This window comes from Halalkalibacter sp. AB-rgal2 (genome assembly GCF_041821005.1).
Classification (GTDB): Bacteria; Bacillota; Bacilli; order Bacillales; family Bacillaceae_D; genus Halalkalibacter.
This window is the reverse complement of record NZ_JBGUAV010000034.1, coordinates 18393-39800: the sequence shown is the minus strand read 5'-3', so window position 1 is coordinate 39800 and position 21408 is coordinate 18393. Positions and strand designations below refer to the sequence as shown.

At 39.7% G+C, this 21408-nt stretch carries 20 protein-coding genes; 15 read left to right on the top strand and 5 right to left on the bottom strand.

Annotated elements, in window-relative coordinates:
• Nucleotides 1-294 precede the first annotated feature (294 nt).
• The 10 genes from ACERJO_RS19240 (at nt 295) to hemY (ending at nt 11031) form a co-directional block, all read left to right on the top strand.
• Nucleotides 295-690, top strand: coding sequence for a LiaF transmembrane domain-containing protein (locus ACERJO_RS19240; protein WP_373648558.1), 396 nt, complete (start codon nt 295-297; stop codon nt 688-690).
• Between the two features lie 16 nt (nt 691-706).
• The gene (locus ACERJO_RS19235) at nt 707-1354 is read left to right on the top strand and encodes a PspA/IM30 family protein (RefSeq protein ID WP_373648557.1); all 648 of its coding nucleotides are present in this window, start codon (nt 707-709) and stop codon (nt 1352-1354) included.
• A 106-nt stretch (nt 1355-1460) separates the two neighbouring features.
• Nucleotides 1461-2330, top strand: a complete 870-nt coding sequence (locus tag ACERJO_RS19230; RefSeq protein WP_373648556.1) for a DUF4097 family beta strand repeat-containing protein — start codon at nt 1461-1463, stop codon at nt 2328-2330.
• 23 nt (nt 2331-2353) lie between these two features.
• Entirely contained in the window at nt 2354-3103 is a 750-nt protein-coding gene (gene liaF / locus ACERJO_RS19225) for a cell wall-active antibiotics response protein LiaF (RefSeq protein WP_247104483.1), read from the top strand.
• A complete protein-coding gene (locus ACERJO_RS19220) occupies nt 3100-4152 on the top strand; it encodes a HAMP domain-containing sensor histidine kinase (protein WP_247104482.1) in 1053 nt (350 codons plus the stop codon). The genes liaF and ACERJO_RS19220 overlap by 4 nt, the downstream gene beginning before the upstream one ends.
• Entirely contained in the window at nt 4149-4781 is a 633-nt protein-coding gene (locus ACERJO_RS19215) for a response regulator transcription factor (protein WP_247104481.1), read from the top strand. The genes ACERJO_RS19220 and ACERJO_RS19215 overlap by 4 nt, the downstream gene beginning before the upstream one ends.
• Before the next feature lie 475 nt (nt 4782-5256).
• On the top strand, nt 5257-7404 hold the full coding sequence (locus tag ACERJO_RS19210) for a transglycosylase domain-containing protein (protein WP_483867213.1): 2148 nt from the start codon (nt 5257-5259) through the stop codon (nt 7402-7404).
• Between the two features lie 229 nt (nt 7405-7633).
• Nucleotides 7634-8671, top strand: a complete 1038-nt coding sequence (hemE, locus tag ACERJO_RS19205; RefSeq protein WP_373648555.1) for a uroporphyrinogen decarboxylase — start codon at nt 7634-7636, stop codon at nt 8669-8671.
• A gap of 12 nt (nt 8672-8683) precedes the next feature.
• On the top strand, nt 8684-9616 hold the full coding sequence (gene hemH / locus ACERJO_RS19200; protein ID WP_247104479.1) for a ferrochelatase: 933 nt from the start codon (nt 8684-8686) through the stop codon (nt 9614-9616).
• Between the two features lie 5 nt (nt 9617-9621).
• The gene (gene hemY, locus ACERJO_RS19195) at nt 9622-11031 is read left to right on the top strand and encodes a protoporphyrinogen oxidase (RefSeq protein ID WP_252120674.1); all 1410 of its coding nucleotides are present in this window, start codon (nt 9622-9624) and stop codon (nt 11029-11031) included.
• 74 nt (nt 11032-11105) lie between these two features.
• Here hemY and ACERJO_RS19190 read toward each other — a convergent pair whose 3' ends face one another.
• Genes ACERJO_RS19190 through ACERJO_RS19180 form a run of 3 tightly spaced genes read right to left on the bottom strand, consistent with a single transcriptional unit; the run spans nt 11106 to nt 13707 of the window.
• Nucleotides 11106-12137 (bottom strand): aliphatic sulfonate ABC transporter substrate-binding protein, encoded by a 1032-nt coding sequence (locus ACERJO_RS19190; protein WP_373648554.1) that lies wholly within the window; start codon nt 12135-12137, stop codon nt 11106-11108.
• A gap of 36 nt (nt 12138-12173) precedes the next feature.
• The gene (locus tag ACERJO_RS19185; protein ID WP_247104474.1) at nt 12174-12929 is read right to left on the bottom strand and encodes an ABC transporter permease; all 756 of its coding nucleotides are present in this window, start codon (nt 12927-12929) and stop codon (nt 12174-12176) included.
• Nucleotides 12862-13707, bottom strand: coding sequence for an ABC transporter ATP-binding protein (locus ACERJO_RS19180; RefSeq protein ID WP_247104473.1), 846 nt, complete (start codon nt 13705-13707; stop codon nt 12862-12864). Before ACERJO_RS19180 ends, ACERJO_RS19185 begins: the two co-directional genes overlap by 68 nt.
• 461 nt (nt 13708-14168) lie before the next feature.
• Between ACERJO_RS19180 and ACERJO_RS19175 the strand changes: the two genes are divergently transcribed.
• The 4 genes from ACERJO_RS19175 (at nt 14169) to pheA (ending at nt 17664) form a co-directional block, all read left to right on the top strand.
• Nucleotides 14169-14690: a Spo0B C-terminal domain-containing protein gene (locus ACERJO_RS19175; protein ID WP_373648553.1), complete on the top strand. Its 522-nt coding sequence runs from the start codon at nt 14169-14171 to the stop codon at nt 14688-14690.
• 12 nt (nt 14691-14702) lie between these two features.
• Nucleotides 14703-15986: a GTPase ObgE gene (gene obgE, locus ACERJO_RS19170; RefSeq protein WP_247104471.1), complete on the top strand. Its 1284-nt coding sequence runs from the start codon at nt 14703-14705 to the stop codon at nt 15984-15986.
• Between the two features lie 350 nt (nt 15987-16336).
• Nucleotides 16337-16783 carry an ACT domain-containing protein gene (locus ACERJO_RS19165; protein WP_260505878.1) on the top strand — a complete coding sequence of 149 codons (447 nt, stop codon included), beginning with the start codon at nt 16337-16339 and terminating at the stop codon, nt 16781-16783.
• A 17-nt stretch (nt 16784-16800) separates the two neighbouring features.
• A complete protein-coding gene (gene pheA / locus ACERJO_RS19160; RefSeq protein WP_373648552.1) occupies nt 16801-17664 on the top strand; it encodes a prephenate dehydratase in 864 nt (287 codons plus the stop codon).
• Between the two features lie 380 nt (nt 17665-18044).
• Here the strand turns inward: pheA and ACERJO_RS19155 are convergent, their stop codons facing one another.
• Together ACERJO_RS19155 and ACERJO_RS19150 are read right to left on the bottom strand one after the other, a co-directional pair.
• A complete protein-coding gene (locus tag ACERJO_RS19155) occupies nt 18045-18587 on the bottom strand; it encodes a transcription repressor NadR (RefSeq protein ID WP_247104467.1) in 543 nt (180 codons plus the stop codon).
• A 13-nt stretch (nt 18588-18600) separates the two neighbouring features.
• Nucleotides 18601-19719, bottom strand: a complete 1119-nt coding sequence (locus tag ACERJO_RS19150; RefSeq protein WP_373648551.1) for an IscS subfamily cysteine desulfurase — start codon at nt 19717-19719, stop codon at nt 18601-18603.
• Between the two features lie 132 nt (nt 19720-19851).
• Here ACERJO_RS19150 and nadB point away from each other — a divergent pair, with 132 nt between their 5' ends.
• A complete protein-coding gene (gene nadB, locus ACERJO_RS19145) occupies nt 19852-21384 on the top strand; it encodes an L-aspartate oxidase (RefSeq protein WP_373648550.1) in 1533 nt (510 codons plus the stop codon).
• Nucleotides 21385-21408 lie beyond the last annotated feature (24 nt).

Genomic DNA, 21408 nt, shown 5'->3' with positions numbered 1-21408 from the left:
TTTAAATGTATTCTAAAACAAATCGATTTTATAAATCAAATAATTGAAAAACTGATATTTAATATTAGGAGTATGGGAACTTTCCACGAGATATTCGTGTGGAATACTTATAGCTCAGTCTATTATATCGCAATTATTCATTAAAAATAGGATGATCCATGAAAGTTCACGGAAAGGACAAGAGACTGAGTGTTCTCTCAGTCTAAAGTCTGAGAGAAAAACAATCTTGAGAGTGGCTACAGTAAATCGAGTGTCCTGTATGATAAGAGTAGATTCAAGAAGGAGGACATAGCAATGAAAATAACAGGAAAAGTGTTTGTCGGTTTTTTACTTATTTTTATTGGAGCAAGTATGCTACTAAGCTTGATTGGAATACATCTTGGAGGATTGCTAGGACTTGCAATTGGAGCTGCTCTGGTGTATTGGGGGTACTGCCGCTACCAAGAGCGTGGACGCTGGTCATTATCTAGCATTATTCTGGTTGTTCTGGGAATAAGCTTTTTATTCGGAGGCATAGGAGGTGTCATTAGTTTATTAATTGGTGGGTTTTTAGTTTATGTTGGTTATCAATTTATGACAAAAAATGATATGAATAAGGACGAGGAAGCGGAAGAGGAAAGCTTGGATTACTCGAAATCAACATATGATTCATTAGATGAAGAAATCGATCGCTTATTAGAAAAGAAATAGTAGGAGGATGCTAAAGATGGATATGACAAAGCGAGTTCAGCAATTTTTTAAGGCTTATGTAAATGAAGGGTTAGAAAAGATGGAAGATCCTGTTATAATGGTGAAGCAATATATGCGAGATGTGAATGTAGAAATAAAACGAATGACACAGTTAATTGAAAAGAAGCAAGAGCTTTCTGAAACGTTAAGAAAGGATGCTGAGCAGTTGAAGGAAACAATTGCGAAGCGAGAAAAGCAAGCGAAAATCGCCTTAGAAAATGAGGATGAGGAACTAGCAAAAAAGCTATTAAACAACAAGCATGATGCGTATGAGCAGAAAAATCGTTATGATGCTTTATTTGAGCGTAATGAGGAGCAGCTTGTTGAACAAAAGGCTGAATTAGAGCAGTTACTTGTGAAGTATCAAAAGCTAAAGGAACGTAAGCTTGATCTGTTATTACGAATGGAAGCAGTTGAATCAAAACGCCATGTTGAACAGTTGGAGAAGCAAGGCATCCGTCGCTCGCAAATACAGGAAGATCCATTTGAACGATGGGAAGAGAGAATAACGGAAATGGAACGACACCAAGGGAAGACGCATAAGCACGAAACCTTTCAGGTAAATCAATTAGTAATGGATGAGTTAAAGCAATTAAAGGCTAAATTAAACGAACAGAGATTATGAGTACAGTCGTGTGGGGATTGGAGTATTTTTCTTTCCTTCCCTCACGACTTTATCGCATGTAAGAATAGCCGCTGCGCGGTTTTCTTAAGTGAATGGGGGACTTATCATGAAATCTTTATTGGGGATCGCTTTAATTATCTTTGGTGTAATCATCGTTGTGTCTGCTGTTTGGCCAGCGTGGTCAACAATGAACAAGGATGAGGAAGGGGACTATTTACAGGAATCCACGGATCAATTGAATCAGGTGAAGCTTTCTGGTGTGTCAGTGGATTGGGAAATTGAAGAGTCAGATAGCTCATATATTGAAGTTGAGTTAGTAAATAAGCATAATCGTACGAATATGTATTCTTCTGTGCAAAATGGTGCATTAACAGTAGAGGTTAAACGAGAACAACGCTTTGCCTTTCTATCATTTGATTTTTCTTTTCAGCAAGAGCAAGCAATTGCTAGAATTCCAGCAGATTATATGGATTCTATTGAAGTTCATTCTGTCTCAGGTGACATACTCATGCGTGAATCGTCAAGCGTAAATTCTATTGTTCTAAAAACGGTATCAGGTGATATAAAGGCTGATTCTCTTACTATTGACTCGGAAGCGGATTTCAAAACGACCTCTGGCGATATTTTAATAGAGAGTATATTGGCAGAAGAAGTGAAGGCTGAGACAGTTTCAGGAGACATTGGTATCCTAACTATTCAGGGAGCTCTAGTTGCCAAGACGACTTCAGGAGATATTCAGGCAGAATTTCAGAATGAGCATAAGGAAGCGGCACTACGAACGATTTCAGGCGATGTACTTGTAGACTTGGCCAATGCGAATGCAGATTTATCATTAAAGACGACCTCTGGCGATTTAATGGTTGTACCGAGTTTGTCAAATCAGCAGCTTTCCAATCGTAAAATTTCTGGTAAGATTGGTGAGGGGGAATATCCAGTCTCGGTTACTACGACCTCCGGAGATATTGTAATTAAATAAATTGTTGGAAAGGAGCGGTTCTCATGAAGAAACAAACATTAATTGGAATTATTATTGCCATTATCGGATTAAATCTTCTGTTTAATTCCTTTCATCTTTCAATTGGTTCTTTAATTGGACCGCTCATTTTTATATTGTTGGCGATATTCTTTTACCAAAAGGGTCATCGCTTCTTAAGCTTGCTATTTTTTATCATTTTTTTAACAGTTGTGTTTGATTTCATTTTTTCGATCAATTTCTTTTCCCTTTTCATTGCAGGTGTGGCAATTTATTTTGGGATTCGTTTATTGCGCTCTAACAACAATGGTAATCAAGAAAACATTTACGAAACAAAATGGGAAACGGATGAAAATGATCAGAAGGAAATAGAACCACGACAAGAGCATAGCGCTTATCATGATGATGCGCCACTTATTCGTAGAAGTATTATTGGTGAGATTGATTATCGTGAATCATTCGAACTAAGAGATATGACAGTGTGGAACGGTATAGGAGAAGTTCGTCTAGATTTATCAAGGGCTATTATACCAGAAGGTGAGACGGTTGTTATTGTTCAAGGGTTGATTGGCGAAGTTCAGATTTATATTCCTGACGACCTAGCTGTTTCAGTGCAAGCTTCCACGATCCTAGGGGAAGTAGCTGTTCTTCATGAGCGGCATAGCGGTATTAATCCGAACTTAAGTATTACAACGAAAGGATATAAAGAATCCTCTCGACGTGTCAAGCTCATATTGTCAACCTCGATTGGGGAAGTGAAGGTGCGTTCACTATGAGAAAACGGCTTGCGCGTATTCAATGGCAGTTCATTCGACATAATTTAGTTGCGATGTTTCTTATTTCATTTTTCCTTATTTTTATGATTACGTATGAAAGCAGCCGTGGTTTTCTATTGTTAATTGATTATTCACTTGCAGGCATTCCAGTGTTAGTATTGTGTATTGCCGTTATTATTATGACAGGAATTGTAAGTGGCTATCTTCAAGCATTACCGATGCGGAGAAGAATGGATCAACTTGTGCATGCTGCCGCGAAATATGAGAGGGGAACTTTTGCTTACCGAACAGAAATAAGTGGTGAAGATGAAGTGTCAGAGCTAGCTGATCGTATGAACAGAATGGCGGCTCATATTGAGGAGCAAGTAGCATCTTTGCAACGTTTATCAGCCGAACGAGCTCGTATGCAGGATTCAATGAAGAAAGCCGCTGTTACGGAGGAAAGGCAGCGATTAGCACGGGAGTTACATGATGCTGTTAGTCAGCAATTATTTGCGATTTCCATGATGACTGCAGCGATTAAACAAAGCCTTGAGGAAAAAGAGGATTCTTCTGTTGAGCAAGTGAAGGTAGTGGAGAAAATGGCTAATACGGCACAGGCTGAAATGAGGGCATTATTGCTTCATTTGCGTCCTGCTCATTTAGAAGGAAAGAGTCTTCATGAGGGAGTTGAGCAGCTTCTTACTGAGTTAAAGCAAAAATATCAAATACGAATTCAAGTGAAAATAGCAGACGGTTTATTGATGCCAAAAGGAATAGAAGATCAATTGTTTCGTATGGTTCAGGAAGCGATTTCGAATGTTCTTAGGCATGCAAAAGCATCACAGCTCGAATTTGATTTGAAACAAACGGATAAAGAAGTCAAATTAAAGTTAATTGATAACGGTGTTGGCTTCTCTGAGAAGGACGTTCAGCAGAGCTCTTATGGTTTGCAAACAATGAAAGAACGAATGAATGAAATTGGTGGTACATTACATATCGTTTCCGTACCGAATAAAGGAACACAAATAGAGGCAAACATTCCAGTCACATGGAGGGACGAACAATGATTCGAGTCGTATTAGTTGATGATCACGAAATGGTACGTATGGGACTGTCCGCTTTTTTATCAACACAAGCTGATATTGAAGTTGTCGGAGAGGCTAGCAATGGCCAACTAGGAGTTGATTTAGTATTAAACAAAAAGCCTGACGTTGTATTAATGGATCTAGTAATGGAAACGATGGATGGAATAACAGCCACATCAGCCATTACAGAAAAGCTGCCAAATGTTAAAGTGATTGTTTTGACAAGCTTTATTGATGATGAAAAAGTATATCCTGTTATTGAAGCTGGAGCATTTAGCTATTTGTTAAAGACCTCCTCTGCCAATGAAATAGCAACGGCGATAAGAAGTGCAGCTAAGGGAGAAGCAATTGTAGAGGCTCAAGTAACGAATAAAATGATGCAAAGGATGCGAAGTGCGAAGGAGAAACCCCTTCACGACAGCTTAACGAGACGTGAGCATGAGGTGTTGCTGCTCATAGGTGAAGGAAAGAGCAATCAGGAGATTGCTGATACGCTTTTTATCGGGATAAAAACCGTGAAGACACATGTAAGCCATATTCTTCAGAAACTAATGCTTGAAGATCGGACGCAAATTGCTGTATATGCTCATCGATTTGGGTTAGTTGAATAAATTAAGATATAGATGTTACGAATCATTCTATGGAGTAGACTAGTGTTATCCTCTTTAGGATGGATTCATATGTTAATTGAATTGTTTTTATGGGTATTCGTATGGATCTTGGTGTACATAGCTAATATTAAAAAAGGAAGGTGTAAAGAGCTACATTCATGCAGACCTCATTATTTACACCATCTTCGCAAGTAACAGGTCTCATTGCGGAATATATTATTCAGTATTTATCTCAACTGTTTCTGAGGCATCTTTCAAAGTACAAACGTTATGAAGGTATAATTAAATAGTTGATAGGCTTGAGTATACTCACTTTTATGTGAGTATTTTTTAGCGTGAAAGAGATGTAGCGATTTGAAGATTCCATCGACATTTTATGATAAAATTTGCATAAAGCTAAAGCTGATGATTCGCATTATTAAATAATAATCGTTATGATAAAAAGAAACATATGTACGTTAAAGGGGGTGTATACATGACAATGAAAAAGCGGATAGTTCTCTGGTTTGGAGGCTCTATCACACTTATATTATTAGCTTTTATTATATATCTTACTTTTCTATTAACTGGCCAATATGTCATTGATGAAGAGAAGCTCGTTATGAAATCAACGACATCATTAGTCGATCAAAATGGCGAATTAATTACTCAATTATATCGTGAAAATAGAGAACCAATCTCAATAATAGATGTACCAGAATATGTTCGAGATGCCTTTGTGGCCATAGAAGATGTCCGCTATTATGAGCATCAAGGGTTTGATATGAGAGCAATTGGCCGTGCCTTGTATCGAGATATTGCAGCAGGTGCAAAGGTTGAAGGTGGTAGCACGATTACACAGCAACTTGCCAAAAATGTCTTTTTGTCAAATGAGAAATCATGGTTAAGAAAGACACAGGAAGTTTCAATTGCGATGAATTTAGAGAGACGGTATAGCAAAGATGAGATACTAGAGATGTATTTAAATCAAATTTATTTTGGGCACGGTGTGTATGGTATTCAAGCAGCAGCCACACTTTACTTTAATAAAAATGTTTCAGAATTAACGGTGGATGAAGGAGCGTTGTTAGCAGGCTTACCGAAAGCTCCTAATGCCTATTCACCACTTGTTGATATTGAGCGTAGTAAAGAGCGTCGTGACCTTGTATTATCTGTTATGCAACAAAATGGGTTCTTATCAGCTGATGAGGCTGTTCGTCTGAAAGGAAGAACTGTCGCGGTTGCCGAGCGCAAGGATCTTAATCTCGACCCATATTTTACGTATATCGATATGGTCATGAATGAAGCGGAAGAGCGTTATCAGCTGACAAATGAAGAGCTTCTAACTGGAGGTTATACGATCGTCGTCCCGATGGATGAGCAACTATTAATCGATGCTTATACAAAACTACAAGCTGATCACTATTTTCCTTCTGAAGACGCTCATGCTGAAGCGGCATTTGTCCTAATTGATCATCAAACAGGTGGCGTACTAGCAGCTCATGGTGGTCGTGAGTATGTAAGGAAAGGATTGAATCGTGTTAATGTTAAACGTCAGCCAGGATCGTCCATTAAGCCGATTGCTGTCTTTGCTCCAGCAATGATGAATGGGTATGAGCCTTATTCACTGTTAAAGGATGAGCGAATCGATTATGATGGGTACTCTCCGAGAAATTATCATGATCACTATCAAGGTGAAATCTCCCTTTATGAAGCAATCATACAATCGACAAACGCGCCGGCTGTTTGGTTACTTGATCAAATAGGGTTAGACGATTCCATAGCACTACTCAATGACGTTCAAATTGAAATTGAGGATCGAGGGTTAGCAATAGCTTTAGGTGGATTAAGTGAAGGTGTATCTCCGCTTGAATTGGCGGCTGCTTATCAAATCTTTGCGAATGGTGGTTATTATGTGAAGCCGTCTTTTATTTCAGAAATTTACTCGCGTGATGGAGAGAAATTAGGTGAAGCAAGTCAGGAAAAACGAGCAGTTGTAAATCGACAGCTAGCCTGGGATATGACAAGGATGCTTGAATCTGTTGTTCAGGAGGGGACAGCAGCTGTTGGAAATACTCAGTGGTCTTTAGCAGGAAAGACAGGTACGACATCCTTTCCTGATGTTCAGGGTGCTACTCGCGATGCATGGTTTGTTGGATACACTCCGAAAGCGGTCGGAGCAGTGTGGATGGGGTATGATGTAACGACAACTGATCAATACTTCAATGGTGGTAGTCAGTATCCTACGGTATTGTTTAAGGATATTATTAGTGAACACAGAAGTGAGAATAGCTTACTTACATTTAATAAGCCGATCAATGTTAATGAATTAGAACGACCTCTAAGAATGCCTACTTCTCTTGAATTGCAAGCTTCCAAGGCGTTTGGTGGCCGAGCCCCATTTAGTGTACGATTAAATTGGACTGAAACGGAAGATGGGCGGGTACAGTATACGATCTATGAAATAAATGAAGAGAGTAAGGAAGAGGTTGCGACTGTTATGGGTATTCATGAATATACATTGCCCATCTATAATCCATTTATAACAAAGACCTATCAAGTTGTATCGTACAATTATCAAACAGAGCAATCAGGTGAAGCTTCTAATTTGGTTGAAGCAACCTTTCAGTTTGGATTTCATTAGATATGGGCGTCGGCTTCGCTCGTTACACGCATTTCTGAAAGTACCCCATTTTCAGAAATGCTCATACCACTGTAACGGTTACGCGCGACGTTATTAAGAAAAGGCGCTATTGCGTATTTCTTAGGCGATTTTTTGACATTGTGTTGGAATGTGTATACAGCTAACAGTTGGGTGATTATAGTAGAAGTAGTAATTAAAAGAACGGATGAATAGGTGAAGGAGTGGCGAAATGACACAATCTAATTTTAATGACGCGTTTTTAAAGGCATGCCGAGGCGAGGTGCATGATCATGTACCTGTTTGGTATATGAGGCAAGCAGGACGGTCACAGCCAGAATATCGAGCATTGAAAGAAAAATATTCTTTATTTGAAATTACTCATGATCCTGAGATATGTGCATATGTGACGAAATTGCCGGTCGATCAATATAACAATGATGCTGCAATCTTATACAAAGATATTATGACACCACTTCCGGCCATTGGAGTCGATGTTGATATTAAGTCAGGCATTGGTCCGGTTATTGACAACCCAATTCGTTCTATAACCGATGTGGAACGATTAGGTTTCATACGTCCTGAAGAAGATGTACCTTACGTATTAGATACGATTAAGCTTTTAAGAAAACAGCTTTCTGTACCATTAATTAGCTTTGGAGGAGCCCCCTTTACTCTTGCGAGCTATATGATTGAAGGAGGGCCTTCGAAAAATTACAATAAAACAAAAGCTTTTATGTATGCTGAACCTAATGCGTGGCATCTACTCATGGACAAGCTTGGAGAAATGACGATTACATATGTGAAGTCACAAATTGCTGCTGGTGCGCAAGCGATTCAAATTTTTGATTCGTGGGTTGGAACCCTTAATGTGGCAGATTATTGTACATACGTAAAGCCAGTTATGACGAAAATTTTCACCGCTTTAAAAGAGCAGGGTGTTCCACTCATTATGTTTGGAGTCGGCGCGAGTCACCTCATTCATGAGTGGAACGAACTACCTTTAGATGTCGTTGGTCTTGATTGGCGACTATCGATTCAAGAGGCACGGGGGTTAGGCGTAACAAAATCCGTTCAAGGTAACTTAGATCCAGCGATTTTATTAGCACCTTGGAATGTAATTGAAGAGCGAACGAAAGTAATTTTAGATGAAGGAATGCAAACACCAAACTTTATTTTCAATTTAGGACATGGTGTATTTCCTGATGTTAACCCAGATACGTTAAGAAAATTAACTGCATTTGTTCATGAATATACAACGACGAAATAGGAGGATATCTATATGACAAAGAAGAAAATTGGGCTACTTATAATGGCTTATGGTACACCAAGAAAAAAAGAAGAAATTGAACCTTATTACACGCACATTAGACATGGTCGAAAACCATCACAGGAAGCGCTAGATGATTTAACAGAACGTTATGAAGCCATTGGTGGGATTAGCCCATTAGCAAAAATTACAGAGGATCAAGCATATGGTCTTGAACGAACTTTAAATGAACGATTTGAACATATTGAATTTAAGGCATATCTTGGGTTAAAGCATATAGATCCATTTGTTGAGGATGCGGTACAACAAATGAAGCAAGATGGCATTGAAGAAGCTGTTAGTATTGTACTTGCGCCACATTTCTCTACATTCAGTGTGAAATCTTATAATGGACGTGCTCATGAAAAATCAGAGAAAATAGCTGGTCCACGTATTACGAGTGTAGAAAGTTGGTACGATGAACCACTATTCATTGACTATTGGGTAAGGCAAGTCAAAGAAACAATGAAGCTTATAAAGGATGATGACAAATCTTGCGTCATTTTTTCTGCACATAGTTTGCCAGAACGTATCTTACAAGTTGGGGATCCTTATCCTCATCAATTACGAGAAACGGCAGATCTTATTGCGAAGCAGGCAGGGGTTAAGCACTATGAAATAGGCTGGCAAAGTGAGGGAAATACACCTGACCCTTGGTTAGGACCTGATGTACAAGACTTAACGAAAAGCTTGTATGAACAGCATGGGTATACTTCATTTGTTTATTGCCCAGTTGGATTCGTGGCGGATCACCTCGAAGTTTTATATGACAATGATTACGAATGTAAGGTCGTAACGGATGAGCTTGGTGTTGATTATTATCGACCTGAAATGCCTAATGCAAAGCAGGAGTTTCTTGATTGTTTAGCAACAGTTGTTGAAAAAAAGCTTTTTGGAAATGAGTGAGGACGTTGAAGAAACGAATCGCAATCATTGGTGGAGGAATAACCGGGCTAGCAGCTGCTTGTCATTTAGAGCAAGCCATTGCTAGAGGAGCGAACATTGAATATGACTTGTATGAAGCTACTAATCGATTAGGTGGAAAAATCCGTACGGAATATCGCAATGGCTTCATCATTGAACGAGGGCCCGATTCTTTTTTAGCACGAAAGCAAAGTATGGCCCGTCTCGCTAAGGAAATTGGGATGGAGGATGAGCTCCTTGCCAATGATACAGGACAAGCTTTTATTTTGAAGGGTGAGACGTTACACCCAATGCCTGAAGGAGCTGTTATGGGCATTCCTACACAATTAAAGCCTTTTTTGAAGACAGGCTTACTATCTCCTATCGGGAAGGTTGTTGCTTTAAAAGATTTGATGCTACCCCCTGTTACAGAGTCGGATGAGGATATTTCGTTAGGTCATTTCTTTCGAAGGAGATTAGGGGATGAAGTAGTCGATCATCTGATAGAGCCTCTATTATCAGGAATTTACGCGGGAGACCTTGATCGATTAAGCTTGAAATCAACCTTCCCCCAGTTTCAAAAGATGGAGGAGGAGCATGGTAGTCTCATTAAAGGCATTTCTAAGCAACGTGCAAAGAATCAAACATTCACAAAGTCAAATGAGAAAAAGCAAGGGATGTTTCTATCGTTTAAACGGGGATTAGAGTCATTTGTAGATGGAATTGAAGCTTATTTACAGAACGGAAGGATTTATAAAAATGCTCACATTAACGAAATTGTAAAGACTGAAAACAGCTATAACGTACATTTGATGAATAACTCTAGACGATATGATGCGGTTATCGTCTCAACACCTGCTCCGGTCGCAGGACAGTTGTTTAACGATGATCAGCATTTCTCTTATTTGAACGAGATGAAAGCAACATCTGTCGCAACGGTTGCGATGGCTTTTAGAGAGGAACAGGTTATTTTACCATATGACGGAACAGGATTTGTTGTCTCAAAGAAAGGTAATCACGTGATTACAGCATGTACATGGACTCATAAGAAGTGGAAGCATACTGCACCGGAAGGATATGCATTACTTAGAGCATATGTCGGTAGACCGAATGATTCAAATATTGTCGATCAATCGGATGAACAAATTGTGAAAGCCGCATTAGATGATTTAAAAACGATCACACATATTGAAGGTGAACCTGAATTTTTCTATGTGACTCGATGGAAGGAAGCGATGCCTCAGTATGAGGTAGGCCATTCTTTCAAAGTGGAGAAGCTAACGGAAGATATCGAAAAATTATATCCAGGTGCTTATTTAGCTGGTGGAGCGTATAAAGGAATTGGTTTGCCGGACTGTATTGATCAAGGAGAAGCAGCTGCCAAAGATGCTTTAATGTTTGTGAAGGGATCGTTATGATCGTTACATTGAATGTAGAATAAAAAAACACGGCCCATGTGAATTGAGGTGCCGTGTTTTTTCTGTATTTTGACTTATTCTGCTTCTAAAATTGCATCAAGCTTTGACGTATCGACAAATCCATCTAGATTTGGATCAACATCCATAAATTTCAGCTCATAAGAAGCATCAGCCCAATCTTGCAACGCTTCTGGATGCGTTTCGGTTGTTACAACCATACGTGTCCAAGCTTTTTCTAAAACAGCCTCTGGTAAGCGATTTTGTGTGAGCTCGTATAAATGATCATTAATCGCGCTTAACGTGTCTCCTGTGTTTTCTTGCGTATATTCAACGGCTTGCTTATGTCCACGAAGAACAGCCTCTACAGCTTCAGGATTTTCTTCTAGAAATTCATTCGTTGTGACAATGACGACACTTGGTAACGTTTCGCCAATGAATACATTATCCCATTCAGCGACAACATTCGCATTTAACTCTAGCTCTAAATAGGTTCCCCAAGGCTCAGGTGCTGCAGCGGCATCAATTTGTCCTTGTTCGAACATCGCCACCATGTTTGCGGGTGGTATACGTGATTGGTGTTCAACTGTACCACCGACACGATTTGATTCGAGTCCAAGTTCTTTTAACATAATTTCAAGCTGAACGTTGTGTGTACATCCATTCCCTGGAGTACAAAATGACTTTCCGTCGAAGTCATCTAATGATTCTATTCCAGAATCCTCACGGGAAACGATTAATGTTGCTCCATTTGCGGCCGCTCCAAGAACAACAACATCGCCACCTGTTAAGAAATAGTTGATGGCAGGACCAGGTCCAACATAACCAATATCTAATGAACCAGTTGAAAGTGCATCAATAAAGTCATTTCCATTTGGAAAGTGAGTATATTCTGAACCACGATTGCCTAATTCTTCATCGAAGTACCCTTTTTCCTTGCCGATAATCGCTGCTGCGTGATCTAAGTTAGGAAAGTAGCCAATCCTAACATCTTCACCCTGAGCTTCTTCGTCTGAATTCTCCCCTGTTGTACTTTCATTCGCTGTTCCACATGCTGCAATGAATGTCAATAGTGTAGCTGAAGTGATCAGTAAGATCCATTTTTTCATGATGTTTCTCTCTCCTTTTACTTATAAAATCTATTATTATTTTGCATATCCCCAACGAGTTAACACTTTTCGTTCGATTGGATTGAATATGAAATATTCAACAATAAGTCCGATAACCGCAATAATAATCATAATCGCAATTACGAGCTCCATATTAAAGAAATCACGTGCATCCATTAATGTCCTTCCTAATCCACCACGACCTAACAATTCAGCGGCCATTAAAGCTCGCCAACCGAATGCCCAAGAAAGGCGAATACCTGTTAAAGCGGATGGAATAGACGCAGGAATCATGACCTTCCAAATAAGCTCAAAGCCGCGGTAGCCCATCGTCCTCGCGGCCCGAATGAGAATGGGCTGAACATTCTTCATACCCATTCTTACGTTCATCGTCATCGGCCATGTTCCCCCGAGAATCACGACGAACAAAATCGCCATTGGTCCACCTTGGAACATGACAAGTGCAAGTGGTAGCCAAACAATACTTGGTACGGATTGTAGGGCAACAACTAGTGAACCAAGTGTTTCATCTGCCAGCTTTGACGTTGCAAGGGTAATTCCTAAAATAGAACCGATAATGATAGCAAGTGCAAACCCGAGCAAGATTCGGCCTAAGCTTGTTGTCAGTGCGGCGGTTAAAATCCCTGTTTCAAAAAATCCTTTATAAAGTTCTACGAACGAAAGAAAGGGAGACGGAAACATTTGCGTTCCGAAAACGTCTAATCTATATACGATCTCCCATATCCCGATGAGAACTGTAAAGAAGAGTAGCCTTCTGACTACGGTAATCATCTCCCATCTCCTCCTTCATCACTTTATCTATTTCTCCAGCTAGACGCTGACTAATTCGTTCCTCTAATGAAGTAAAAGCTTCATCACTTGTTTTACGTGGACGAGGTAATGGAACATCATAGGTTTCAATAATTCCTCCAGGTCTTGTTCCCATTAAGACAATTCGATCAGATAGTAAAATCGATTCACGAATGTTATGAGTCACAAACAGAATCGTTTTCTTTGTTTGTTGCCAAATATATTGCACTTCCTTATGAAGCATGGAGCGGGTTTGCTCATCAAGAGCACCGAATGGCTCATCCATCAATAACACTTCTGGGTCCATAGCAAGAGCTCGGGCAATCGATACACGCTGCTTCATTCCTCCAGATAATTCATGAGGATAAGAGTTAATAAATTTACTTAAATGAACCAGCTTTAAATATTCGATGGCGCGATCCTTCGCTTTTTTCTTGCCATATCGCTTCTTTATCGAAAACATAACATTATCCAGTACGGTCATCCATGGCATAAGTGCTGCTTCTTGGAAGACGACTCCACGGTCTGCACCAGGCCCCTTAACTGCAGTGTCTCCAACATAGACGACACCATTGCTTGCATGATCAAGTCCAGCAACAATGTTTAATAAGGTTGACTTTCCGCACCCAGAAGGACCGAGTAAGGATACGAATTCACCTGATTGAACATCTAAATGAATATCATTAAAAACGGTATAGGATGTTTTTTCTTCTTTATTTTCAAATGTTTTACCAACATTTTCAATTTTGACATTAGCCATTTATAAGCTCCTCCTCTCTTCGTTGAGCTATAAAATTGATAATTCATACTTCTCTTGTCGGTTTTAACTTGTTTTAGTATAACAGATTCGTGAATGCTGTCAATTCCCGAGTTCACTGGAAATGTTGGGTTTTTAACTTTTTTTAGTGAATGTTCAGTAATGAGCGGAAAGTTGTCTTATTTGAAAAGCTTGATACGATTGGTTTTTTGTATCAAGCACGCAACGAGTGTAGTCATGGCTACTCAAATAAAAGGGACTGAAAAAGTTGATTGGTCCTTTTTCAGTGTCCTCTAAATTCACTTTTTTGCTGGTGAAGAAGGATGGAATTGGCAATCTTTCATCAATATATAAAGAAATCCACTACGAATCTCTATGTCCTCCCCTTATTTCAATTAGTTTGTGGTAAGATATCGATAGAAAAAGATTGAACGAACTAATTACGATAGGGGAACGAGGAAGCAATGGTAGAAAAAGATGTCATTAATGCGTTACGTCATGCTAGACATGATTGGTTAAATATTATCCAATTAATTAAAGCTAACGTAGCACTTAAGCGGTATGATCGAATTGAAGACATTATCGAGAAAGCGGCTCAGCAAGCTTTTTGTGAAAGTCGACTATCGTCCTTGTATGTGACGAAAGTCGAATATTATCTTCTTACTTATCATTGGAATCAACATCCTGTTCAATTGGAACTAGAGGTCATTGGGGAGCCTTTTTCTCTTAAGCATGAAGAAGATCGTCTTTTTCGATTATGTCAGTCAGTATTGGAAAAACTAAATGATACGTGTACCGAAGATGCAGAGCATAATGTACTTATTTCTTTTCTTTTTAAAGAAAAGACTTGTCACATAACGTTTGATTTTCATGGAGTTGTGAAAATGAATGAAGATGAGTGGGAGACATTAGAACCGTTTAATCTTCAAGTTGAAGAATTCCATGAACATGAATGTCTGTTATCTGCATCCTTTTGGAAAAAATGAGGTGAAACATCGATGTTTGTTGATAAGGTAAAAGTGTATGTAAAAGGCGGAGATGGCGGGAACGGTCAAGTTTCGTTCCGTCGTGAAAAGTATGTTCCTGATGGCGGGCCAGCAGGTGGAGATGGTGGACGCGGAGCAAGTGTTGTCTTTGAAGTGGAAGAAGGATTACGAACGTTAATGGATTTTCGTTATCAACGTCACTTTAAAGCCCAAAGAGGTGACCATGGTAGGCCGAAGAATCAGCATGGAAAGAATGCTGAGGATATGATTGTGAAGGTGCCACCTGGGACAACGGTAATGGATGCTGAGACCGAGCAAGTATTAGCTGATTTAACGGAGCATGGTCAACGTGCGGTGATTGCAAAAGGAGGTCGCGGAGGTCGCGGGAATACGCGTTTTGCTACCCCGGCGAACCCAGCACCGGAAATTGCTGAAAATGGAGAACCCGGGCAAGAGCGTGATGTCATTCTTGAGTTGAAAGTATTAGCGGATGTTGGATTAGTTGGCTTTCCTAGTGTAGGGAAATCAACGTTATTATCTGTTGTATCAGCTGCAAAGCCGAAAATTGCTGATTATCATTTTACGACGATTGCTCCTAACCTTGGTGTCGTTGAAACGGATGATCAACGAAGCTTCGTTATGGCCGATTTGCCAGGCTTAATTGAAGGGGCACATGAAGGAGTTGGTCTTGGTCATCAATTCCTAAGACATATTGAACGAACGAGAGTCATTGTACACGTTATTGATATGTCTGCTCTTGAAGGGCGAGACCCTTATGAGGATTTCTTGCTCATTAATGATGAGTTAAAGCAATACAATTTGCGTCTGCTAGAACGTCCACAAATTATCGTTGCGAATAAAATGGACATGCCTGAATCAGAAGAAAATCTAGAGAAATTTAAAGAGAAACTTACGGAGGATTACTCGATTTATCCAATATCAGCTGTGACCAAGCAAGGCTTACGTGAATTATTGCTTACGATTGCTGATAAAATTGAAGAAACTCCTGAATTTCCGCTTTATGAGGAAACAGAGGAATCCACTCGTGTGTTGTATAAGCATACGAAAGAGGACATACCGTTTGTTATAACTCGTGATGACGATGGAGCCTATGTATTATCAGGTGCTCAAATCGAGAAGCTGTTTAAGATGACAGACTTTTCACGTGAGGAATCGATACGTCGTTTTTCAAGACAAATGCGAGGGATGGGTGTTGATGAAGCATTACGCGAGCGCGGTGCAAAAGATGGTGACATCGTTCGCTTACTAAGCTTCGAATTTGAATTTATTGACTAAGAAAACCGCGTAGCAGTTTTCTTAAATGCGTCGGGCAAAGCCATGACAAGGTTGTAGGTAGACTGAAAATGGTCTTCTTTCTGTCTACCGTGTCATGAGCGAAGCTGACGCTCTCCATTGAAATCACAAAAGTCTCTTTGTTTAAGGTTTTAAGCTTTTGACAAAATCAGAAAACCGCGTAGCAGTTTTCTTAAATGCTTTTGCTTAATTTGAAATAGCCTACACGATTGTACGATCTTCTCGTATGTTGTGTAGGCTGTTTGCATGAAAGAGCTTTTTTCATATTGTCAAATAGGGGTTGCACTCTTATAATAGGAAAGATAATGTAGTGGTGAAAGTAGGTGCTGATTTTGACATCACGGAAAGATTTTTATCTTGTTCGCGCTGATATGTTAACAGAGGCAATGGAGAAAACATTGCAAGCAAAAGAACTGCTTCATTCTGGTAAAGTAACAAAAATTAACGAAGCGGTTCATAAGGTTGGCATGAGCCGTAGTGCGTTTTATAAATACAAAGATGGGATATTCCCATTTCATACGATGGTTCGTGAAAAGATTGTCACCTTATCGATCATTTTAGTTGATCGGTCTGGCTCTTTGTCTCAGTTACTCGGAAAAGTAGCTGAAACAGGAGCGAACGTTTTAACGATTAATCAAACGATCCCATTACAAGGCCGTGCACAAATGACCATTACGATTGATACAGCTCCAATGCAGCTTGAGCTTGGAGATTTAATTGATTGGATTGAACAATTAGAGGCAGTTGAAAAGGTAGAATTGGTGGGAACTGGATCATAAAAGGAGCGAAGGACAATATGAAGGTTGGCTATTTAGGACCTAGAGGAACATTCACAGAAATGGCAGCACGGGGCTTGTTTGTTAAGGAAGATCTCATAGCATACCGAACGATTCCTGCATGTATGGATGCCGTTGCAAAAGAAGAAGTAGAGCTTGCTATTGTACCAATTGAAAATGCGATTGAGGGTACTGTTAATTTGACGCTAGATTATTTAATTCATAAACAACGCCTACCAATTGTTGGTGGAGTGACATTACCAATTGTGCAACATTGTTTAATCCATCCACAAAATAAAGAAAAGCATATAGAAAAGATTGTCTCTCATCCACATGCTATAGCTCAATGTCATGACTTTCTACAACAAACGCATCCAAATGCTGAGTGGGAATATATGAATTCAACAGCAGCAGCAGCCGAATATGTCGCTAATCATCCAGAATTACCTGTTGCGGCTATTGCCAACGATTTGGCAGCCGAAGAATATGAATTAAAGGTTGCTCATGCGAATGTGCATGATTATCAGCAAAACCGCACTAGCTTCATCGTTCTTCGTAAGACGACAAAAGCCATTTCAATTGATGGAGCAGAACGCTCTGAGGATAAGACGACATTAATGGTGACATTACCTTCAGATTTTTCTGGAGCACTTCATCAAGTATTATCAGCATTTGCATGGAGGAAGTTAAATTTAACAAAAATAGAGTCAAGACCTATGAAAACAGGTTTAGGGAATTATTTCTTTATCATTGATGTCGAAGAGAAGCAAGACAACGTGCTAATTCCAGGAGTTATTTCTGAGCTAGAAGCACTTGGGTGTGGAGTAGAGATACTTGGTAGCTATCCTTGCTATGACTTGGCGATCGTAAAGACGGAAGCGTAGAAAGAAAAAAGAAGGATAAAAGAATGGGACAAAAAAGTACAGCCAAAGTAAAGCCTACATGGTGATTTAATGTACAGCGTGCCTGCTCTCCATAAGATGGGATTCGAAGCGGCTGTGCTCTCTATACAAAAAAAGGCATTAAACCTCGTTTAACGCCTTTTCTTTGTATTAGGATTATGTCGCTTATACCTTCTGTACATGTTAAATAGGGAATGGATCAAGTAACCGATAATCAGTATAACAAGAACGATAGCTACCACGGAAGTGTATTGACGGTATCCTAGTAGAAGAAAGAGGGCGAAGATAATAAACGAATAGAAAAGTAGCTTGAAACCTCTACTCATTATTGTTTCACCTGTTTGGTTATAGGACGTTCTCGATTATTCATATTCATCCAATAGAAAACCTTTCCTACTAAGTTCTAGTACGGCTTTATCAATTTGAGCTTCTGTTGCCGCTTCAACTAAATGAAGGTGCACACCATCGGTTAATTCTGAGAGCAACGATGAGTTGGTCTCTTCAACACGTTTACAAAATTGCTCGGCCTCATGGCGTGATGACACCATAAGGGATGCTGTTATTTCTCCGTAAATCGCATGCTCAACCATCACTTGTGACACCGTTAGTCCGTGATCGACTAGAATAAATAGCTCTTCTTTTGCCTGTTCACGATAATGCTTGCAGGCGATCATTCGTTTAGCTAGTACTGTTTCTTTCATTTGGTTGTATAGATACCCTTGAGCTGTAGCAATGATCGGATGCTTTTTTGCCTTTAATATCGAAATATCTTGAACGATGACTTGTCTACTCACATTTGATCTTTTTGATAATTCACTACCCGTGATTGGAGTATGAGTCGATGTTAACCAATTGATAATTTGCTTTCTGCGTTCTTCTCCTAATAATTTCTTACCATTGCTCATATGCATTGCTCCTTTAATACCGTTCGAGAATCTCATGTATGGCTACTATTAGTTTATCGATATCTTGTAACGTTGTCCATCGTCCAAATGTAATTCGAATTAACTCGAATGCCTCCTCCTTCGACCTCCCAATACTCATTAACGTTGAAGATGGATTTGTATCACCGACACGACAGGCTGATCCAGTTGAAATAGAAAGGCCTCTCCGGTTACATTCAAGCATGAGAAGCTGTCCTTCTATCCCTTTGATCCGAAGAGCTAAATGAAATGGAAGTCTCTTTATCGGATGTCCTTCAAGAATGATACGCTTCTCCTGCTCAAACGCCTGTAAAAAATGAAGGCGAAGTTTTGATAAGCGGTTCATTTCTTCATCCTGTTTTTGGAAAGATTCTTCAGCGGTAGCAGCAAATGCAGCGATTCCTGGAGTATCAACCGTACCAGCTCTAAAGCCACCCTCGTGAGTCGTTCCTTCAAAGAATGGGTTCCATGGAAGTCGGCTTTGAATAAACGTTAGACCAACTCCCTTTGGACCATAACACTTATGTGCTGAAGCGCTCATACTCGATAACAAAGCTAATGGTATAGGTAGTTTTCCGAATGTTTGTACGCAATCACTATGAAAAAGGACATCATGCTTTCTTAACAGTTGACCAATTGCTCTAAGGTCTTGAATAGTTCCTACTTCACTATTGGCATGTCCAATGGAGGCAAGAATGACATCACTATTGAGTAGATGTTCCAAATGATCCATTTGAATACGCCCAAATTCATCGACTGAAATATAATCGATTTTAAAGTCGAAACCTTCTAAGTAGTTCAATGCTTGATGAACAGAATGATGCTCTCCTCTCGTGGTCAAAATCGTACTCCCTTTATGTTGATGTGCAAAGGCTAGTCCGGTTAAAGCGAGAAAGGTCGATTCTGATCCTGAACCTGTAAAATAAAGCTCCTGTGGTCGACAACTTAATATTTGCGCCAATGATTGACGACTGTATTCAATGATATCAGCACTTTCTTGACCATGAGTATGCAAGCTACGACTATTTCCAAAGAACTCACTCGCCACTCGATTATACGTTTCAATCGCAATGTCAGACATAGGAGTTGTTGCGCTGTAATCGAAATATATCATTCATTTTCCACCACTTTCTATATAAATCTAAAAAAAACAATACAACTTCCCAAAATAACGTCTTGTCACTTTAATCATTTTATGTAAAGATAGGTGACAAGACAAGTGTTAAGTTTAAATGGAGGTGAAGGCATGGCTGATAGGACAGCTGATGTCATCATCATAGGTAGTGGTGTAGCTGGATTAATGACTGCTCACTTATTAGCTGACGAATTAAATGTGATGATTATCACAAAGTCAAATGTCGAAATAAGTAATTCAAGTTGGGCACAAGGTGGAATGGCTGCATCACTCGGAAAAGATGACACGTGGCAACAGCATTATGCAGATACATTACGAGCAGGATTAAATCATCATGACGAACAGCATGTCGAACACCTAGTCAAACATGCCCCTACTATTGTTAAGCAATTGCAGAAGCTAGGTGTAACTTTTGATCATAATGAGAGTGAGCTTGTCCTTGGAATGGAAGGAGCTCATCAACGAAGAAGAATTGTCCATGCAAATGGAGACCAGACTGGAAAGGCGCTTACTCATGCATTAATACATGCTGTAAAGGGGCGTGTCCAAATAGAAGAGCAAACCCATGTTTACTCGTTACTGAAAAAGAAGGAGCGAGTGATTGGGGTTCAGACAAATAAGGGAGCTATTTTTGCCAAAGCAACAGTGCTTGCAACAGGAGGTTTAGGTCAGATCTATTCGTATTCCTCCAATGTACGTGAAGCAACAGGGGATGGCTATGCTATTGCTTATCGAGCCGGAGCTACGTTGAAGGATATGGAATTTATTCAATTTCACCCGACATTGTTCATTCATAATGATCAATCTCAAGGGTTAGTGAGTGAGGCAGTGCGTGGTGAAGGAGGAAGGTTAATCAATCAAGCTGGAGAGTTTATTATGGCGCACCATCCTGAACGTGAGCTTGCTCCACGTGATGTCGTAAGCCGGGCCATTTATAGGATGATCGAACAAGGAGAAAACGTATATCTTGATTGCCGATCTATTGCAAATATAAAGGTTCGTTTCCCTGGTTTAGCAAAACGAGCAGGCAAAGTTGGTGTTGACCTTACAACGACGCCGATCCAGGTAGCGCCTGGAGCTCATTTTTGTAGTGGTGGAGTCGAAGTAGACCTTTACGGTAAAACGACTGTGGCAGGTTTATATGCGGTGGGCGAGGTAGCTTGTACAGGTGTTCATGGAGCAAATCGATTGGCAAGCAACTCATTGTTAGAAGGGTTCGTTTTTGCCCAAAAGCTGAGTGAAGCTGTAAAAGAAGAGGTGCAAACGGTCAAACTGGTATCTATATTGATATCAAGGAATCATCGTCACGTTTCTGATCAGTTGCCAGAAAAAGAAGAGATTCAACAGAAAATGATGAAACATGCTGGAATTGAACGAACCGCTATTGGTTTACTGACATTAAAAAATTGGTTAGATCGATTTAAAGAGAAGTTTCTAGAAGTTGGATATGAGGACGAAGAACGGATTGAACGAAAAAATATGCTTCTGACAGCTAGCCTTATTGTTCATGCTGCTTTACAAAGGACAGAAAGCCGAGGAGGACATTACCGTTCAGATTTTCCAAATCAGAAGGATTATTGGTTAAAAAGATATGTCAAGCATGATTTAAATGAAAATAAAAAAAGAGAAACCCATGTCATATAAGGAGATATAGGGTAAGGGGATGAG

What these genes read in the sequence shown, in the direction of transcription:
- ACERJO_RS19240 (WP_373648558.1), top strand. Translation starts at nt 295, where the DNA reads ATGAAAATAACAGGAAAAGTGTTTGTCGGTTTTTTACTTATTTTTATT.
- ACERJO_RS19235 (WP_373648557.1), top strand. Translation starts at nt 707, where the DNA reads ATGGATATGACAAAGCGAGTTCAGCAATTTTTTAAGGCTTATGTAAAT.
- ACERJO_RS19230 (WP_373648556.1), top strand. Translation starts at nt 1,461, where the DNA reads ATGAAATCTTTATTGGGGATCGCTTTAATTATCTTTGGTGTAATCATC.
- liaF (WP_247104483.1), top strand. Translation starts at nt 2,354, where the DNA reads ATGAAGAAACAAACATTAATTGGAATTATTATTGCCATTATCGGATTA.
- ACERJO_RS19220 (WP_247104482.1), top strand. Translation starts at nt 3,100, where the DNA reads ATGAGAAAACGGCTTGCGCGTATTCAATGGCAGTTCATTCGACATAAT.
- ACERJO_RS19215 (WP_247104481.1), top strand. Translation starts at nt 4,149, where the DNA reads ATGATTCGAGTCGTATTAGTTGATGATCACGAAATGGTACGTATGGGA.
- ACERJO_RS19210 (WP_483867213.1), top strand. Translation starts at nt 5,257, where the DNA reads ATGACAATGAAAAAGCGGATAGTTCTCTGGTTTGGAGGCTCTATCACA.
- hemE (WP_373648555.1), top strand. Translation starts at nt 7,634, where the DNA reads ATGACACAATCTAATTTTAATGACGCGTTTTTAAAGGCATGCCGAGGC.
- hemH (WP_247104479.1), top strand. Translation starts at nt 8,684, where the DNA reads ATGACAAAGAAGAAAATTGGGCTACTTATAATGGCTTATGGTACACCA.
- ACERJO_RS19190 (WP_373648554.1), bottom strand. Translation starts at nt 12,137, where the DNA reads ATGAAAAAATGGATCTTACTGATCACTTCAGCTACACTATTGACATTC.
- ACERJO_RS19185 (WP_247104474.1), bottom strand. Translation starts at nt 12,929, where the DNA reads ATGATTACCGTAGTCAGAAGGCTACTCTTCTTTACAGTTCTCATCGGG.
- ACERJO_RS19180 (WP_247104473.1), bottom strand. Translation starts at nt 13,707, where the DNA reads ATGGCTAATGTCAAAATTGAAAATGTTGGTAAAACATTTGAAAATAAA.
- ACERJO_RS19175 (WP_373648553.1), top strand. Translation starts at nt 14,169, where the DNA reads ATGGTAGAAAAAGATGTCATTAATGCGTTACGTCATGCTAGACATGAT.
- obgE (WP_247104471.1), top strand. Translation starts at nt 14,703, where the DNA reads ATGTTTGTTGATAAGGTAAAAGTGTATGTAAAAGGCGGAGATGGCGGG.
- pheA (WP_373648552.1), top strand. Translation starts at nt 16,801, where the DNA reads ATGAAGGTTGGCTATTTAGGACCTAGAGGAACATTCACAGAAATGGCA.
- ACERJO_RS19155 (WP_247104467.1), bottom strand. Translation starts at nt 18,587, where the DNA reads ATGAGCAATGGTAAGAAATTATTAGGAGAAGAACGCAGAAAGCAAATT.
- ACERJO_RS19150 (WP_373648551.1), bottom strand. Translation starts at nt 19,719, where the DNA reads ATGATATATTTCGATTACAGCGCAACAACTCCTATGTCTGACATTGCG.
- nadB (WP_373648550.1), top strand. Translation starts at nt 19,852, where the DNA reads ATGGCTGATAGGACAGCTGATGTCATCATCATAGGTAGTGGTGTAGCT.